Origin of the sequence: Puniceibacterium sediminis, from assembly GCF_900188035.1 — a bacterium.
In the GTDB taxonomy this organism is placed as follows: Bacteria; Pseudomonadota; Alphaproteobacteria; order Rhodobacterales; family Rhodobacteraceae; genus Puniceibacterium; species Puniceibacterium sediminis.
The window spans coordinates 74,788-90,452 of record NZ_FZNN01000010.1 but is presented as its reverse complement, the minus strand read 5'-3'; the positions used below and the strand labels follow the sequence as shown (position 1 = coordinate 90,452).

General features: G+C 61.7%; 15 protein-coding genes. 12 read left to right on the top strand and 3 right to left on the bottom strand.

The genetic code is table 11. The annotated features are described in order from the left end of the window. Positions 1–60: 60 nt before the first annotated feature. Entirely contained in the window at positions 61–1,023 is a 963-nt protein-coding gene (locus tag CHB75_RS12130) for an NADPH:quinone oxidoreductase family protein (protein WP_089270811.1), read from the bottom strand. A 297-nt stretch (positions 1,024–1,320) separates the two neighbouring features. On the opposite strand from CHB75_RS12130, the gene CHB75_RS12125 reads away from it, so the two are divergent. The 4 genes from CHB75_RS12125 to CHB75_RS12110 all read left to right on the top strand — a co-directional run bounded on the left by CHB75_RS12125 (position 1,321) and on the right by CHB75_RS12110 (position 4,442). Beyond that, positions 1,321–1,692, top strand: coding sequence for a helix-turn-helix domain-containing protein (locus CHB75_RS12125; protein WP_089270809.1), 372 nt, complete (start codon positions 1,321–1,323; stop codon positions 1,690–1,692). A 52-nt stretch (positions 1,693–1,744) separates the two neighbouring features. Further along, entirely contained in the window at positions 1,745–2,545 is an 801-nt protein-coding gene (locus CHB75_RS12120) for an inositol monophosphatase family protein (RefSeq protein ID WP_089270807.1), read from the top strand. Positions 2,546–2,662: 117 nt separating this feature from the next. After that, the gene (locus CHB75_RS12115; protein WP_089270805.1) at positions 2,663–4,003 is read left to right on the top strand and encodes an 8-oxoguanine deaminase; all 1,341 of its coding nucleotides are present in this window, start codon (positions 2,663–2,665) and stop codon (positions 4,001–4,003) included. Positions 4,004–4,025: 22 nt separating this feature from the next. Then, positions 4,026–4,442 (top strand): CAP domain-containing protein, encoded by a 417-nt coding sequence (locus CHB75_RS12110; RefSeq protein ID WP_245840927.1) that lies wholly within the window; start codon positions 4,026–4,028, stop codon positions 4,440–4,442. A 53-nt stretch (positions 4,443–4,495) separates the two neighbouring features. On the opposite strand, the gene guaD is transcribed toward CHB75_RS12110, so the two are convergent. Continuing rightward, positions 4,496–5,791, bottom strand: a complete 1,296-nt coding sequence (gene guaD / locus CHB75_RS12105) for a guanine deaminase (RefSeq protein WP_089270804.1) — start codon at positions 5,789–5,791, stop codon at positions 4,496–4,498. A 136-nt stretch (positions 5,792–5,927) separates the two neighbouring features. On the opposite strand from guaD, the gene mgtE reads away from it, so the two are divergent. The 5 genes from mgtE to CHB75_RS12080 all read left to right on the top strand — a co-directional run bounded on the left by mgtE (position 5,928) and on the right by CHB75_RS12080 (position 11,522). Then, positions 5,928–7,319, top strand: coding sequence for a magnesium transporter (gene mgtE / locus CHB75_RS12100; RefSeq protein ID WP_089270803.1), 1,392 nt, complete (start codon positions 5,928–5,930; stop codon positions 7,317–7,319). Beyond that, a complete protein-coding gene (locus CHB75_RS12095; protein ID WP_089270802.1) occupies positions 7,316–7,879 on the top strand; it encodes a 5-formyltetrahydrofolate cyclo-ligase in 564 nt (187 codons plus the stop codon). The genes mgtE and CHB75_RS12095 overlap by 4 nt, the downstream gene beginning before the upstream one ends. Before the next feature lie 93 nt (positions 7,880–7,972). After that, positions 7,973–8,785, top strand: a complete 813-nt coding sequence (locus CHB75_RS12090) for a TIGR00282 family metallophosphoesterase (protein WP_089270801.1) — start codon at positions 7,973–7,975, stop codon at positions 8,783–8,785. Next, positions 8,782–9,747: a DMT family transporter gene (locus tag CHB75_RS12085; RefSeq protein ID WP_089270800.1), complete on the top strand. Its 966-nt coding sequence runs from the start codon at positions 8,782–8,784 to the stop codon at positions 9,745–9,747. Before CHB75_RS12090 ends, CHB75_RS12085 begins: the two co-directional genes overlap by 4 nt. After that, positions 9,729–11,522 carry an SLC13 family permease gene (locus tag CHB75_RS12080; RefSeq protein WP_089270799.1) on the top strand — a complete coding sequence of 598 codons (1,794 nt, stop codon included), beginning with the start codon at positions 9,729–9,731 and terminating at the stop codon, positions 11,520–11,522. The genes CHB75_RS12085 and CHB75_RS12080 overlap by 19 nt, the downstream gene beginning before the upstream one ends. On the opposite strand, the gene CHB75_RS12075 is transcribed toward CHB75_RS12080, so the two are convergent. After that, a complete protein-coding gene (locus tag CHB75_RS12075) occupies positions 11,513–12,247 on the bottom strand; it encodes a glutamine amidotransferase (RefSeq protein ID WP_089270798.1) in 735 nt (244 codons plus the stop codon). The two genes, CHB75_RS12080 and CHB75_RS12075, sit on opposite strands and share 10 nt — an antisense overlap. Before the next feature lie 116 nt (positions 12,248–12,363). Between CHB75_RS12075 and CHB75_RS12070 the strand changes: the two genes are divergently transcribed. The 3 genes from CHB75_RS12070 (at position 12,364) to CHB75_RS12065 (ending at position 15,641) form a co-directional block, all read left to right on the top strand. After that, complete coding sequence (locus CHB75_RS12070; protein WP_089270797.1) at positions 12,364–13,104, top strand: YebC/PmpR family DNA-binding transcriptional regulator; 741 nt, start codon at positions 12,364–12,366, stop codon at positions 13,102–13,104. Between the two features lie 76 nt (positions 13,105–13,180). Next, positions 13,181–13,312: a hypothetical protein gene (locus CHB75_RS22355; protein ID WP_281253210.1), complete on the top strand. Its 132-nt coding sequence runs from the start codon at positions 13,181–13,183 to the stop codon at positions 13,310–13,312. Between the two features lie 25 nt (positions 13,313–13,337). Beyond that, on the top strand, positions 13,338–15,641 hold the full coding sequence (locus CHB75_RS12065; RefSeq protein ID WP_089270796.1) for a tetratricopeptide repeat protein: 2,304 nt from the start codon (positions 13,338–13,340) through the stop codon (positions 15,639–15,641). Positions 15,642–15,665 lie beyond the last annotated feature (24 nt).

The window sequence follows — 15,665 nt, the reverse complement described above, 5'->3', positions numbered from 1 at the left end:
AAGTGTGGCGGGGTCAGGACGCCTTTGGCGGGAATATTTTGAAACAAATGAAACCGCGTGTCAGGACAGGGTGATCACGACCTTGCCGGTGGATTTGCGGCTGCGCAGGAGTTCCAGGCCATCGGCAGCCTGCTCAAGCGCCAGGATATGGCTGACGTGGGGTTTGATCCTGCCTTGGGAATACCAGCCCATCAGGGTGGATAGGCTTTCGGTCAGCACATCGGGGCGGAAGTGCAGATAGCCGCCCCAATAGAGCCCAAGGACCGAGATATTTTTGACCAGCAGGTGGTTGGCCTTGATCTGCGGGACCTCGCCGCTGGCGAAACCGATGGTCAGTATCCGTGCCTCGGGACGGCAGGAACGGAAGGCGGCGGTGAACTGATCGCCACCGACGGGATCATAGACCACATCGGCGCCGCCAAGATCCTTCATCACGGCACGGATGTCGTCGGTCTGCGCATCAATCAGAACGTCTGCGCCTGCGGCCTTTGCTGCGTCCAGCTTGTCGCTGCCCCGCGCGCAGGCGACGACACGGGCGCCCATGAGTTTGCCGATTTCGACGGCAGTCAGGCCCACACCACCGGCCGCGCCCAGAACAAGCAGTGTTTCGCCCGGCAGAAGGCGGGCGCGGTGGGAGAGGGCCAGATGGCTGGTGCCGTAGGCGACCTGAAAGGCGGCCGCATGGGTGAACGGCATGGCATCCGGCAGATGCACGGCGCGCGAGACGTCAAAGCAGCCATATTCGGCAAGGCCGCCCTTTCCGCCGAAGACGGCGACCCGGTCGCCGGGGGCGAACCCGGTGACATCCGGACCTACAGCGTCAATTGTGCCGGCGACTTCCATGCCCAGAACGAAGGGCAGGGGCGGCGTTTCCTGATAGGTTCCGGCCGCCATCAGCAGGTCCGCGAAGTTCAGACCGCAGGCCTCTACCTTTACGCGAATCTCTCCGATGTCGGGTTCAGGCACCGAAATGTCGCTAAGTGAGGGGGCAGTATCATGTGATGTAGCAACAAAGGCGCGCATTTCCGGATCCTGTGGTGGTTTCGGTCAGTAGGGCGCGATTTCTGACTTCTGTCAAATGCTTAGCAAGTATCCAGACAATTGTTTGCATGGATACATCAACCGTTCCTTTCGCGTATGAGATGCATTTGATCGATCAAATACAGTTTGTGGGTATCAATTTTCTTGCGCAGCCAAACTTTAAAGTTGTAGTTTCGCCCATGCTGTAGGGGTGCACAGCGAAATGAGCGGTGGTGTTGCCAGCATTTGTTCTCTGGCTGCATCCGGTTGATTGAATTAGTAGCTAAAGGAAGTACACCGATGACGCACCCTGTAGATGTTCATGTCGGAAAACGCATTCGCCATCGCCGTTGGCTTGTTGGCATGACACAGCAGCAGCTGGCTGAGCGTGTCGGAATCAAGTTCCAGCAGATCCAGAAGTACGAAACCGGTGCGAACCGGGTCAGCGCTTCGAGGCTTTGGGACATCGCTGATGCACTTGAAGTGCCGGTGAGCTTTTTCTTTGAAGGTCTGGCGACCGAAGATGCAGGTGAGCCCGTACACGACGGCGTACCCGCGGATCTTCTGGGCGACAAGGAAGCACTTGATCTGGTGCGTTCCTATTATGCCATTCCGGAAAACCAGCGGCGTCGTCTATTCGAACTCGCGCGGGTCCTGTCGGACGTCGCTTGAGCCTGCCCCCGACCTGCGGTAGCTGAGAATTGGCACGCCGCAGGAGGGTCGCATGATAGAGATATCGCACGCGGATCAGGAACAGATTGTACTAACCGCCCACGCGCTGGCAGATGCCGCGCGGCGGGTCGTTTTGCCTTATTTCCGCAGTCCGGGGTTGATTTCCGACAACAAGCTGGCGGGCGGGTTTGATCCGGTGACTGCGGCCGATCGTGCAGCAGAGCAAGCGATGCGTGATATTCTGGGCCGGGAGCGCCCAGCTGACGGAATTCTGGGCGAAGAATTGGGTGCGACCGAGGGAACGACTGGTCTTACCTGGGTGCTGGATCCGATTGACGGCACCCGCGGGTTCATCAGTGGCACCCCGACCTGGGGCGTGCTGATAGCTTTGTCGGAGGAGGCCGGGCCGCGCTACGGCATCATCGATCAGCCCTATATCGGTGAGCGTTTTGAGGGTGGTTTCGGCATTGCGCATTACGCCGGTCCAATGGGGGGCGGCGCGCTGGCGGTCCGCGATACAGAAGCGCTTGCCGAGGCGGTGCTGTACACAACCTTTCCTGAGGTGGGTACGCTGGACGAGCGCGCGGCTTTTGAACGGGTGTCCGCCGCAGTCAAGCTGACCAGATACGGCATGGATTGTTACGCCTATGCACTGCTTGCGGCAGGTCAGGTTGATCTGGTGATCGAGGCGGGGTTGAACCCGTATGACATCCATGCGCCCATCGCGGTGATCGAGGCAGCGGGCGGAATTGTCACCGACTGGCAGGGCGGACCGGCCCATCCGGGCGGGCAGATCATTGCCGCTGCGAACGCAGGACTGCACGCGCTTGCGCTGGAACGACTTCGGGGCTGACAAATTGGGCATAACGGGGTAGGTAGGCGGGCCGGATGAGTCCTTGTGACCCTTTTCTGTTATCCGGACGCAGACTTCACACCGAAAAGGGCGCTAGTTGTTGTGTGGAGTCCGCCCATGTCCGAAATCCTGATCCGAAACGCACGCAAGATCCTGACGATGGACGATGCGCATAGCGAATACGAAGGCTGCGATATTCTGCTGCGCGGTGGAGTGATCGCCGCCGTAGGCCCGGATCTGCACAGCACGGGTGAGGTGATTGAGGCCTCGGGATGCCTTGTGACCCCGGGTCTGGTGAATACCCATCATCACCTTTTCCAGAGCCTGACGCGCGCCGTACCCGGTGGGCAGGATGCGTTGCTGTTCGGCTGGCTGAGGACGCTTTATCCGATCTGGGCGCGCTTTGGCCCCGAAGAAATGCGGATGTCCGCGCTGACCGGGCTGGCCGAACTGGCGTTGTCGGGCTGCACGATGACTTCGGATCATCTGTATCTCTTTCCCAACGGTTCACGGCTTGAGGATACGATCGAGGCCGCTGTCGAGATCGGGATGCGGTTTCATCCCACGCGCGGCGCGATGAGCATCGGCGAATCTTCCGGCGGCCTGCCGCCTGATGCTTTGGTGGAAGCCGAGGCGGCGATCCTTGAAGACTGCATCCGGGTGATCGACGCCTTTCACGATCCGAACCCCGGCGCGATGGTGCGGGTCGGTGTCGCGCCCTGTTCGCCGTTTTCGGTGAGCCGGGAATTGATGCGGGACGCGGCGTTGCTGGCGCGGGACAAGGGCGTTCGGTTGCATACGCATCTGGCCGAAAACGACGAAGATATCGCCTATTCTCTGGCGCAGTTCGGCTGCCGACCCGGGGAGTATGCCGAGCAGCTGGGATGGACAGGCGACGATGTCTGGCACGCGCATTGCGTCAAGCTGGATGCTGGGGAAATTGACCTGTTTGCCAGAACCCGGACCGGCGTGGCGCATTGCCCCTGTTCCAACTGCCGGTTGGGCAGCGGTATCGCGCCGGTGCGTGCGATGCGTGACGCCGGTGTGCGGGTGGGCCTGGGCGTGGACGGATCGGCCAGTAATGACACCGGGTCGCTGGTGGGCGAGGCGCGTCAGGCGCTGTTGCTGCAACGGGTGGCGAATGGGGCCGATGCCATGTCCGCGCGCGAAGCCCTGTGGATTGCCACGCGGGGCGGTGCCGAGGTATTGGGACGCGACGACTGTGGGCAGATCGCGGTGGGCAAGCGGGCCGATCTGGCGCTGTGGGATATGGGCGGGATCGAGGCTGCGGGAAACTGGGACGCCGGGGCGCTGCTGTTGGCGGGGCCGACAAAGGTGCGGCATCTGATCGTTGAGGGGCGACAGATCGTGCGGGACGGGCGGATGACGACTGTCGATCTGGAGAAGGTTGTTACGCTGCAAAACCGTCTGGCGCGCAGGCTTGCGGAGGGGATGTAACCGGAGAATGAAAAAGCGGTTCTTGTCCATTCTGATCCTGATGATGGCCGGTTCGGTGACGGCAGAGCCTGTTCCCGGGGCTGCGCAGGCCCTTAACTCTTTGCGCGCGCAGCAGGGCCTGCCGCCGCTTGCGATTTCGGAAAAGCTCCAGCTCGCGGCTGAAAGACATGCACAGGATATGGCGCGGCGGGGGTATTTTTCGCACATCGGGGCGAACGGGTCGGATATAGCGGCGCGGGCGCGTGCGGTGGGCTTTCGATATTGCAGCTTGGCTGAGAATATCGCCAAGGGGCAAAGATCGCTTGAGGCTGTCATGGCTGGCTGGAACGGGTCGCCCGGGCATCGGCGCAACATGCTGAAACGCGATGTGCAGGTGTTCGGACTCGCCCGGGCCGCGGGGAATATCTGGGTGATGGAGTTGGGGCGCGAAGGCTGCTGATCCCGTTTAACTTAGAAGAAAAGCAACGCTGTTTCAGGTGGTTGCGTTTTTTATCAGGCCTGTTCGCAGGCACGGCCACCGATCCACACGGCCTTTATCGCGCGGTCATCCCCCATCATGATCGTCGGAAAAAGCGCCTCCCAGATATCAGTGGCCTGTGCGGCGCGCTGCTCGATGGCGGGGGTCGAGGCGAGGTCGAGGGCGATGATATCCGCCTCTTTCCCGGGGGCAAGTGTACCGACATGCTGATCGATCCGAAGGGCCTGTGCCGATCCCGCGGTCGCGAGCCAGATCAGCTGGGACGGATGCAGCGGAGTGCCGCGCAACTGTGCGATTTCATAGGCGGCAGCCATAGTGCGCAGCATCGAAAACGATGATCCGCCGCCGGTATCAGTCGCGAGGCCCACGCGCTGACCCGCCGCGACCATGCCTGCCATGTCGAATAACCCCGATCCGATAAAGGTGTTTGACGTGGGGCAGTGGATCAGCGCCGCGCCAACTTCGGCCAGGCGGTCTATTTCGCGCGGTTCAAGGTGGATGGCGTGGCCGTATAGCCCGCCAGCCCCCAGAAGACCGTGCATTTCATAGGTATCGAGGTAGTCGCGGGCCGTTGGGTAGAGCGATTTGACCCAGGCGATTTCATCGGTTTGTTCCGACAGGTGGGTCTGCATCAAAAGGTCCGGATATTCGGCCCAGAGCGCCCCAAGCGCAGAAAGCTGGTCCGGCGTGGAGGTGGGCGAAAAGCGGGGGGTGATGACATAGGACAGGCGGTCCTGCCCATGCCAGCGGTCGATCAGCGCCTTGCTGTCGTCATAGGCGGATTGCGCGGTGTCCAGCAGGCCGTCGGGCGCGTTGCGGTCCATGCAGGTCTTGCCCGCCAGCACCCGCTGCCCGCGCGCCTGCGCCGCCGTCATCAGCGCATCGACGCTGCCGGGGTGGATGGTGCAATAGCTGCAAACTGTGGTGGTGCCGTTCGCGGTGGTGAGGTCAAGGTAACGGCCCGCGATCTCTGCCGCGTAGGCCGGGTCTGCAAAGCGCATCTCTTCGGGAAAGGTATAGCTGTTCAGCCAGTCGATCAGGCGTTTGCCCCAGCTCGCGATGATCGCGGTCTGCGGGTAATGCACATGGGCATCGATGAAACCGGCGCAAAGCAGGGCGTCGCCGTGGTTTTCAATCCGCGCCGCTGGGTAGGCTGCACGCAATGCAGCACCGTCGCCGGTTTCGAGGATCCGTCCGTCGCGGATCAGCACGCCGCCGTGTGTGACGTGGCGTGCCGCCCCCGGGCCTTGATCAAAGGGCGAGCCATCGAATGTGAGCGTCTGTCCCAGAAGGAGCGTGTCATGCGACATGGAGGTTCCTGTTAATAGCGCGGAGGCCATACTAATCGGGCCGCTGTCAAAGGTAAATCGCATCGCGGGTCTGTCGCATGTCAGATCTATCTTCTAAGGTCGGCGGGAACAGGCAGGCAGAAGAAAAGGGGCAGAAATGAGCGACGATACAGAGGTACTGGCCCCCGAGACCGAACGCGACGACGATGCCTATACGCTGGAACGCAAGGCGGTCGCCGCGATCCTGTACGCGGTCGATATCAATGACCGCGAAAAGCTGATCGAGCTGATGGAGCCGCTGCACGCGGCCGACATCGCCGACATGCTCGAACAGATCAACGCCTTTGACCGGATGCGTCTGATCAAGCTTTACGGCAAGGAATTCGACGGCGAAATCCTGACCGAGCTTGATGAATCCATCCGCGAAGAGGTGATCGGCCTGCTGACACCCGAGGTGCTGGCCGACGCGGTTCGCGAACTTGACAGCGATGACGTTGTCGACCTGATCGAGGATCTGGAACAGCCGCAGCAGGACGCCATCCTTGAGGCGCTTGAGGACAGCGATCGCGTCGCGGTGCAGCAGTCGATGACCTATCCGGAATACTCAGCCGGTCGTCTGATGCAGCGCGAGGTGGTGATGGCCCCCGAGCACTGGAACGTCGGCGAGGCGATTGATTTCCTGCGCGATAGCGACAATCTGCCGGATCATTTCTATCACATCGTTCTGGTCGATCCGCGGCTGCGCCCGGTGGGCAACGTGGCCCTGGGCAAACTGATGGCGGCGCGGCGCGAGGTCATGCTGACCTCGCTGATGGAAGAGACGTTCCACGTGATCCCGGTGACGCGTTATGATGGCGACGTGGCCTATGCCTTCAACCAGTACCACCTGATTTCCGCGCCCGTCGTGGATGAAAATGACCGGTTGATCGGTGTCATCACTATCGACGATGCCATGGCCGTTCTGGACGAAGAACACGAAGAGGACATCCTGCGTCTGGCGGGTGTCGGCGAAAGCAGCCTGTCGGATTCGGTGTTCGAGACGACAAAACAGCGCTTTCCCTGGCTGGCGGTCAATCTGGTGACGGCGGTGATGGCGTCGCTGGTGATTGCGCAGTTCGAGGATGCGATCACCACGGTGGTGGCGTTGGCGGTGCTGATGCCGATCGTGGCGTCGATGGGGGGCAATGCTGGCACGCAGTCGCTGACCGTGGCGGTTCGGGCGCTGGCGACCAAGGATTTGACCGGCGCCAACGTGTTTCGTGTGATCCGCCGCGAGGTGATGGTGGGGCTGATCAACGGCCTTGCCTTTGCGCTGGTGATGGGGATCGTCGGGATCGTCTGGTTCGGTTCTCCGGCGCTTGGCTATGTGATCGCAAGCGCCATGGTGATCAACATGGTGGTTGCGGGGCTGGCGGGGACGGTGATCCCGGTGGTGCTTGAAAAGGTCGGGGTGGACCCGGCGCTCGCCTCTGGCGCGTTTGTGACGACAGTGACGGATGTGGTTGGTTTTTTTGCGTTCCTTGGCCTTGCCGTGCTGGTGCTGTTATGAGCCTTGCCGAGCAAAAGGCGGCGGCGCGCAAGGCGGCTTTTGCCCGGCGCAAGGTGGCGCATGGGGCGGACCGGGGAAACAGTTCCTCGGCGCTATCTAGCGTCCTTGCTGGGTATCGTGGGGTGCCTGTTGCGGGGTTCCTGCCGATCCGAACGGAAATCGACCCGCGCCCGGCGATGGAGGAGGCATCCGCCCATGGACCCGTCGCCGTGCCGGTGATCATTGGTCCGGACCAGCCGCTGAAATTTTCGCTGTGGGAGCCGGGCTGCGCCCTGCGCGAAGGGCCCTTTGGCGCGATGGTGCCTGCGGTGGACCGTTTCATTGAACCCGAGATCCTGATCGTGCCGCTGGTTGCCTTTACCCGCGCAGGCGGGCGGCTGGGTTATGGCGGTGGGTTCTATGATCGCACTCTTGAACTGCTGCGCAGCAAGCGCCCGACGCTGGCCATCGGTTTTGCCTACGCCGCACAAGAGGCGGACGATCTGCCGCTTGAACCCACAGACCAGCCGCTTGATCTGATCGTGACCGAAAACGAGGTGATCGCCCCGAATAGTGCCTGATCTTGATTTGCCGTCAATCGGCAAGGATAGCGGCTGTAGGTTCATGACAAATAGCGCTTTGCTTTCTGCGTTGCAGAGAATACCCATCCCCGCATGAGAACGCTTTTTTTGGGTGATGTGATGGGCCGCGCCGGGCGCGCCGCCATCCGTGACAACCTTCCCCGGCTGCGCGCCGAGTGGAAGCTTGATTTCGTAGTGGTCAATGGCGAAAACGCTTCGTCCGGGGCCGGGCTTACGGGCGAACATGCCAAGGTGATCCTTGATGCCGGTGCCGATTGCGTGACGCTGGGCGATCATGCCTTTGATCAGAAGGACATGATGAGCTTTATCGAGTCCGAGTCGCGTATCATCCGGCCGCTCAACTTTGCCAAGCAGGCGCCGGGGCGGGGGCACCGGCTGTTTTCGGATGCGCGTGGGCGCAAGATTCTGGTGTTGCAGGTGCTGGGTCAGGTGTTCATGAAGCGCGCCTTCGATGATCCGTTTTCGGCTGTCGATGCGGTTCTGCGCGCGCACCCGTTGGGTGGACAGGCGCAGATGATCCTTGTGGATGTGCACTGCGAAGCGACCAGCGAAAAGATGGGCATGGGGCATTTCTGCGATGGGCGGGCCAGCCTTGTTGTCGGCACCCACACCCATGTGCCAACCGCAGATGCGCAGATCATGCCCGGTGGCACGGCGTTTCTGTCCGATGCGGGCATGTGCGGGGATTACAATTCGGTCATCGGCATGGACAAGGCCGAACCGATGCGCCGGTTTGTCACCGGGATGGGCAAGACCCGGTTCCAGCCTGCCCTTGGCGAGGCGACGCTGAGCGGCGTCTATGTCGAAACCGATGACCGCACCGGCAAGGCGACCAAAATCTGCATGGTGCGACAGGGCGGGCGGTTGGAGCAGGCCGGTCCATGACACGTCTTGTGCTGCCGCTGCTGGGTCTGGTGGTCATCGGCGCAGCCTGGGGCGGCACCCAGCCGCTGGGCAAGATCGCGGTCAGCGAAGGATACCGGCATTTCGGGCTGCTGTTCTGGCAGACCCTGATCGGCACGGTCGTGCTGGGCGGGATCTGTTTTCTGCGGGGGCAGCGTCTGCCGCTTGGTCCGGCGTATCTGCGGCTTTACCTGATCCTTGCGCTGGTCGGCAGTGTCCTGCCGGGGATCGCAAGTTATTCGGCGGCGGTGCATCTGCCGGCAGGCGTGTTGTCGATCCTGCTCAGTTCCATCCCGCTGCTGGCCTTTCCGATGGCGATTGCATTGGGAAATGACCAGTTCCGTTACCGGCGGCTGATCGGGCTTGGCCTTGGGTTGTCTGGTGTCGCGCTGCTGGTGTTGCCCGAAAGCAGCCTGCCTGATCCGGCACAGTCCGTCTGGATCCCGGTGGCGCTGATATCTTCGGCTTTCTATGCGTTTGAGAGCAACTTTGTCGCCCGATGGGGCACCATGGACCTTGGACCGTTCCGGGTGATTTGGGGGGCATCTCTGGTGGGGATGTGCCTGACACTGCCATTGGCGCTGATTTCAGGGCAGTTCATTGACCCGCGCGGGACGTGGGGCGCGCCGGATTACGCGCTTGTCGCATCGTCCCTGCTGCATGTCGGGGCCTATTCGGGCTACGTCTGGCTGGTCGGCGCGGCGGGATCGGTCTTTGCTGTGCAGGTAAGCTATTTCGTCACACTTTTCGGTGTCATATGGGCGATGCTGTTTCTGGGCGAGGCCTATTCGGCGTTTTTTTGGGCGGCTCTGGCGGTCATGCTTGGGGGGCTTGCTTTGGTCCAGCCGCGCCCGCGTGCACCGCTTGTGAATGCCGCGCCGCTAAGTCAGAATGTGCGCGTCCGGGGACAGGGAAGACAGCCAAAATGCAATTCATCGAGCTGAGCCAGAACACTCAGGCCATTGTCACGATTGCCGTCGTGGCGGGTATGTTCGCGCTGTTCGTGCGCGAGGCCTATCCGACCGAGGTGGTGGCGATCGGTGGCAGTGCGCTGCTGTTGGCTCTGGGCGTTCTGTCCTACGACGATGCGCTGAGCGTGCTGTCCAATCCGGCGCCTTGGACAATCATGGCGATGTTCATCGTCATGGGCGCGCTGGTGCGAACCGGGGCGCTGGATGCCTTTACCACCATAGCACAGTCGCAGGTCCAGAAACGCCCCAGATCGGCGATGATGGGGATCTTTGCCTTTGTGCTGATCGCATCGGCCTTTCTGAACAACACGCCGGTTGTGGTTGTGATGCTTCCCATATTTGTTCAGCTCGCCCGGGTTTTGGGCGTGGCGCCATCCAAGTTATTGATTCCGCTAAGCTATGCGGCAATCCTGGGGGGCACCACGACCCTGATTGGTACATCGACAAACCTGCTTGTCGACGGGGTGGCGCGTACGCATGGTCTGGCGCCTTTCACGATATTCGAGGTGACGCCACTGGCGCTGATCCTCGTCGCGGGTGGCATGGGGTATCTGGCGTTGGTGGGCCGTTTCCTGCTGCCCGACCGGACAAGCATGGCGGGCATGTTGACGGATCGCAGCCGGATGAAGTTTTTCACCGAGGCCGTCATTCCCCCGGACAGCAATCTGGTGGGACGCGACGTTCTGGGGGTGCAACTGTTCAAGCGCGAAGGCGTGCGTCTGATTGACGTGGTGCGGGGCGACGATTCTCTTCGGCGCAATCTGAGTGCCGTGGCGCTGCAGGTTGGTGACCGCGTGGTCCTGCGGACCCAGATGACCGAACTGCTGAGCTTGCAGAGCAACCCCCAGCTCAAGCGCGTCAATCAGGTTTCAGCCGTGGAAACCACGACTGTTGAGGTTCTGATCACACCGGGATGCAAGATGGTGGGGCGCAGCCTTGGCGCGCTGCGGCTGCGGCGTCGGTTCGGGGTCTATCCGCTGGCTGTGCATCGGCGCAATCAGAACATCGGCCGACAGCTTGACGATCTGGTGGTGCGCGTGGGCGATACGCTGCTGCTGGAAGGGGCACCGGGGGACATCAAGCGGCTGGCCGAGGAAATGGCTCTGGTCGATGTTTCGCAGCCCTCGGCACGGGCCTACCGCAGGGGCCATGCGCCCATCGCCATCGGTGCCCTGATCGGGATCGTGACGCTGTCGACCTTCAACGTCGCACCCATTCTGCTGCTGGCGGTCGTCGCCGTCGCCATCGTGCTGCTGACCCGCTGCATCGACGCGGATGAGGCGTTCTCGTTCGTCGAGGGCCAGTTGCTCGCCCTGATCTTTGCCATGTTGGCGATCGGTGCAGCGCTTGAATCCTCGGGGGCGGTCGAACTGATCGTACGCGGGATTGCGCCCTATCTTGCTGAGTTGCCGCATATTCTGATCGTGGCGGCGGTGTTCATGCTGACCTCTACCCTGACCGAGATGGTCAGCAACAATGCCGTGGCCGTGGTGGTGACGCCCATTGCGATCAGTCTGGGGGCCGCGCTGGGGATTGACCCGCGGCCGCTGGTTGTTGCGGTCATGGTGGCAGCCTCTTGCAGCTTTGCGACGCCAATCGGCTATCAGACCAACACCATGGTCTATGGCCCCGGCGGATACCGGTTCAGCGATTTCCTGCGTGTCGGTATTCCGATGAACATCGTGATCGGTGTGCTCGCTTCGATCGCCATACCGATGCTGTGGCCGCTGGAACTGGTTCAGCCGTAGCGGGCGACAAAGTTCTGCAGGATGCGTTCTGGAATGGTCACGTCGCTGGTGTGGCACATTTCGATCACCTCCTCGGCTGTTTCTGGCTGGAAATAACCACGATTGCGGTAGATCAGGACGCGTTCGGCAAAGACATCGGCGTCTGCTTCGGGGTGGAACTGGGTCGCGTAAACATTTGATCCATAACGGATCATCTGGAACGGGCAGGGGTCTGACTGCAGCAGGTGGACGCAGCCTGGGGGCAGGTCCTGAACGGCCTCCTTGTGACCGACAAAGGCGTCGAAGCTGTCAGGCAGGCCGTTCAGCAGGGGGTCGATATGGCCGTCGGGCGTCATGTGGCAGGTGACAGCGCCGACTTTTTCGCCATAGCGCGCCTTGCTGACCTCTGCGCCCAGATGATGGGCAAGGATTCCTATGCCATAACAACAGCCCAGGAAGGGAATGTCCTGCGCAGTAATCTGCGGCATCAGCGACAGGATCTGCGCCTCGGCGTGCGCTTCGGTCGGGTCCTTGAGGTTCGGTGCGTCACTGACGCAGCCCGGCCCACCGCCGACAATCACGCCGGAATAACTGTGCAGGTTGATATCTGCGGGCAGGGATTCGGATTCCAGCCGGATGCGGTGGGTCTGTTCTGCGCGCAGGTTTCCCTTGTCCAGGAAGGCGGCGAATTCGGCGTCGGAGGCATCGGCCTCGGGGCGCAGTTGGAGGATCAGGAACGGGCGCATTCCAGCGCGTTTAGCGGAATTCCGGGCACAGGACCAGTGCGGACGGGCTTGCTAGTCGCCCACGCTCTGCACTATAAGGCCGGGCGAAATTCAGGCATTGTCAAAGGGGCACGACCATGGCGGGGCATTCCAAATGGGCCAACATCCAGCACCGCAAGGGGCGTCAGGACGCCGTCCGGGCGAAGCTGTTCTCGAAACTCTCGAAAGAGATTACCGTGGCGGCCAAGATGGGCGAGCCAGATCCCGAGAAAAACCCGCGTCTGCGGCTTGCGGTGAAAGAGGCGAAATCGGTCTCTGTCCCCAAGGATGTCATTGATCGCGCTATCAAAAAAGCCATTGGTGGCGATGCGGAAAACTATGACGAAATCCGGTATGAGGGCTATGGACCCAACGGTGTTGCGGTGATTGTCGAGGCGATGACCGACAACCGCAACCGCACCGCATCCAACGTGCGATCCACCTTTTCCAAGAACGGCGGCAACCTGGGCGAGACCAATTCCGTTGCCTTCATGTTCGAGAAAAAAGGCGAAATCACCTATCCCGCCAAGGTCGGGGATGCTGACACGGTGATGATGGCCGCGATCGAAGCCGGGGCCGAGGATGTGGAATCCTCGGAAGAGGGCCACATCATCTGGTGTGCGGATACGGATCTGAACGAGGTCGCCACCGCGCTTGAGACGGCATTGGGCGAGTCCGATTCGACCAAGCTCGTCTGGCGCCCCGGCACCACGACCGAATTGGATCTGGACGGCATGCAGACCCTGATGAAGCTGGTTGAGGCGCTGGAAGATGACGACGACGTGCAGCGCGTCACCACCAACTTTGAAGCCAGCGACGAGGTCATGGCACAGCTTTGATCGACGCTAAAACCGCGTATGGAAACCGTATGGCAAGCGTATGGTTTCCGTATGGCTGGCGTATGGCGGCGCGTGGATGTCACAGAAAACAAAGGCCGGTCGCTGGATCGGCCTTTTTGCCGTCTGGGGTGGCGGGATGAACCCCGCCCTACGGGTGGCCGCCGGGCTATGCATCCCGGGGATGATGTGCTTTGTTAATTTCCATTAAGGGACAGTTTGGTTTGTGAGGGTGCGTGACGGATTTCATTTCGACGCTTTTCAGCAATTGGCAGAATTGGGACGCCGGTCAGTGGTCGCTGGTGGTGGCCATCATCGCGCTTGGGATCACAGGAATCGAAAAGTTCTTTGGTGGGTTTTCGAAACTGCTGGGGGTCCTGCGGCCACGAAAGCCCGAACCGGTGCCATTCTATACAGTGGAAGACCCGTCCAAACCTGACCCCAAACCGCAACACGCCTTTCCCAAGATAACGCCCCCGGCGCGAGAGCGTGCTTTGGTCGGGCGTAAGGACGAGATGGAAAAGCTGCGCAGCATTCTGGCGTCGCGGCAGGGCGTCGAGATTGTTGCCAGCAAGGGCGCAGTGCTGAAGGCCGAAGGCGGGCGGGGCAAGACGACGCTGGCACGGGAATATGCCGAGGTGTTCGGCCCCGGTTACGATGGCGGTGCCTGGCTGGATGCGCGCGAACAGATGACGCTGTTGACGGATCTGGCGGTGCTGGGGCATGCGGCCTTTGACATGCCGGTGCCGGAACCTGTGACCATGGCGCATGGCAAGGCGGTCATCGCGCGTATCCACAACAGCGGCGCGCGCTGGCTGCTGGTCTATGACAACATCGACGATTTCACCGAGGTCAAGGCGCTGGTGGCCCATGGGGATAACATCGACGTGATTATCACCACGCGGCTGGCGCCAGGGTGGGACGGGTTTGGCAAGATCGACCTTGGGGTGCTGGGATTTGCCGATGCCAGCGGCGGGGCGGTGGACCTGCTGTTGCAGGAGGCGCGGATGCAGCGTGCCCCGCCTGCGGAGCGGGACGTGGCGCGGGACGTGGCCGAACAGTTGGGCGGTCTGCCGCTGGCGCTGGTCATGGCGGGGACGCTGGTGCGTGAGGATGGGATAACCCTGACCACATTGCGGGACGAGGTGGCGCAGGTGCTGACCCGGGTGCCAGAGGGGCAGGATTACGACGATTCCGTCGCGGGTGCGGTACTGCTCAGCTATGGCCGCCTGTCCGACGGCGCGCAGGCGCTGGTGGATTGCTGTGCCTGGCTGGCCCCGGTCGGGATTGATCCGCAGATGTTCACGCAGGCGGTAGAGAGTCCCAAATGGGCAGAGTATCGGGATAATGTGCCCGGCAATCTGTTGGCGGTGATCGAGGATGCGACGGCGCTGAACGCCGCCTTTGTCGCGGCGCGGCGCTGGTCGGTTCTGACTGGCAAGGGGCTGTTCGAGATGCACCGCCTGGCCCAGGCCGTTCTGCGGGCCGAGCAAGAGGTGCAGGGCCGCGGATTTGCCTGTGCCAAAGGCGCGGCGGCGGTGCTGGCGACGATTTATCCGAAGCCTCCGAGCGTAGTCAAAAACTGGCCGCACTGTCGTGCGCTGACTCCGCATGTGCAGGCGCTTTGGCTGGCCGCCGGGGACAACTGGAATGGGCCCTGGGGACAGCCGGGCTGGGCGGACATGGGTTATGTCCTGAACCAGACGGCAATCTTTCTTTCCCGCCAAGAGGATCATACCGGATCGATTGCGCTCTACCGCGCGTCCTTGCAGTTGGTAGAATCCCGGTTGGGCGAAGAGCATCGCGTGATTCCGAACGGGTTGGGCAATCTGGCGCACCAGCTTGCCGAAGTGGGAGAATTCAATGAGGCGCAGGAGCTGATCACGCGGGCGGTGGCATTGGACGAGGCGCATCGTTCGGGTACGGGGCGGTCGAAGCTTGCGGAGCGATATTTTCAGCAAGCCAATATTGCGCTGAGGGTGATGGAGGCGCGCGAAGGGGCGGCTAGGTTCGAGGCAGAAGCGGTGGCCGAGGCAGCGCTTGATGAAGCCGACGCTCTGTACACAGAGTTGTTCGGTGCGCAGAGTGCCAGAATGGCACTTGTCTGGAACCAGCGTGGTTATCTGCGAAATCTGCAAGAGCGCAACGAAGATGCATGGCGCGCCTATGGACAAGCACTGGACATCATCCGGGCCTTGCCGGATGTAGATACGCGGGAACTGGCACTACTTGCAATGAATGTGGGAGCAACGGCGGTGGAAACCGGCCGGGCCGAGGCTGCGGAGGCGCCATTGCGCGAGGCCTATGTTTTTGCCGTGAAAGAATTCGGCGACATCCCGCAACATGGATTCTTTGTGCAATCCACTCTTTGCCTCATCGGCTGCTTGCTTGTTCTGGCGCGCAAGGGGGATGACCCGGAGCGGCGGCGGGCCGAGGCGCGGGAGATCTGCGCGTTGCGCGGACTTGTCTATGACGACAGGGTGCGCGATGCCGAAAAATATCCGCTGGACCCGCTCGACGGGTTTGACGCGGTCGGCTGATCCGGGCAGGGGTGGCGCAGGCTG

Coding starts and splice junctions, on each gene's coding strand:
- CHB75_RS12115 (WP_089270805.1), top strand. CDS start 2,663: ATGTCCGAAATCCTGATCCGAAACGCACGCAAGATCCTGACGATGGAC.
- CHB75_RS12130 (WP_089270811.1), bottom strand. CDS start 1,023: ATGCGCGCCTTTGTTGCTACATCACATGATACTGCCCCCTCACTTAGC.
- CHB75_RS12070 (WP_089270797.1), top strand. CDS start 12,364: ATGGCGGGGCATTCCAAATGGGCCAACATCCAGCACCGCAAGGGGCGT.
- CHB75_RS12120 (WP_089270807.1), top strand. CDS start 1,745: ATGATAGAGATATCGCACGCGGATCAGGAACAGATTGTACTAACCGCC.
- mgtE (WP_089270803.1), top strand. CDS start 5,928: ATGAGCGACGATACAGAGGTACTGGCCCCCGAGACCGAACGCGACGAC.
- CHB75_RS22355 (WP_281253210.1), top strand. CDS start 13,181: ATGTCACAGAAAACAAAGGCCGGTCGCTGGATCGGCCTTTTTGCCGTC.
- guaD (WP_089270804.1), bottom strand. CDS start 5,791: ATGTCGCATGACACGCTCCTTCTGGGACAGACGCTCACATTCGATGGC.
- CHB75_RS12085 (WP_089270800.1), top strand. CDS start 8,782: ATGACACGTCTTGTGCTGCCGCTGCTGGGTCTGGTGGTCATCGGCGCA.
- CHB75_RS12090 (WP_089270801.1), top strand. CDS start 7,973: ATGAGAACGCTTTTTTTGGGTGATGTGATGGGCCGCGCCGGGCGCGCC.
- CHB75_RS12125 (WP_089270809.1), top strand. CDS start 1,321: ATGACGCACCCTGTAGATGTTCATGTCGGAAAACGCATTCGCCATCGC.
- CHB75_RS12095 (WP_089270802.1), top strand. CDS start 7,316: ATGAGCCTTGCCGAGCAAAAGGCGGCGGCGCGCAAGGCGGCTTTTGCC.
- CHB75_RS12080 (WP_089270799.1), top strand. CDS start 9,729: ATGCAATTCATCGAGCTGAGCCAGAACACTCAGGCCATTGTCACGATT.
- CHB75_RS12075 (WP_089270798.1), bottom strand. CDS start 12,247: ATGCGCCCGTTCCTGATCCTCCAACTGCGCCCCGAGGCCGATGCCTCC.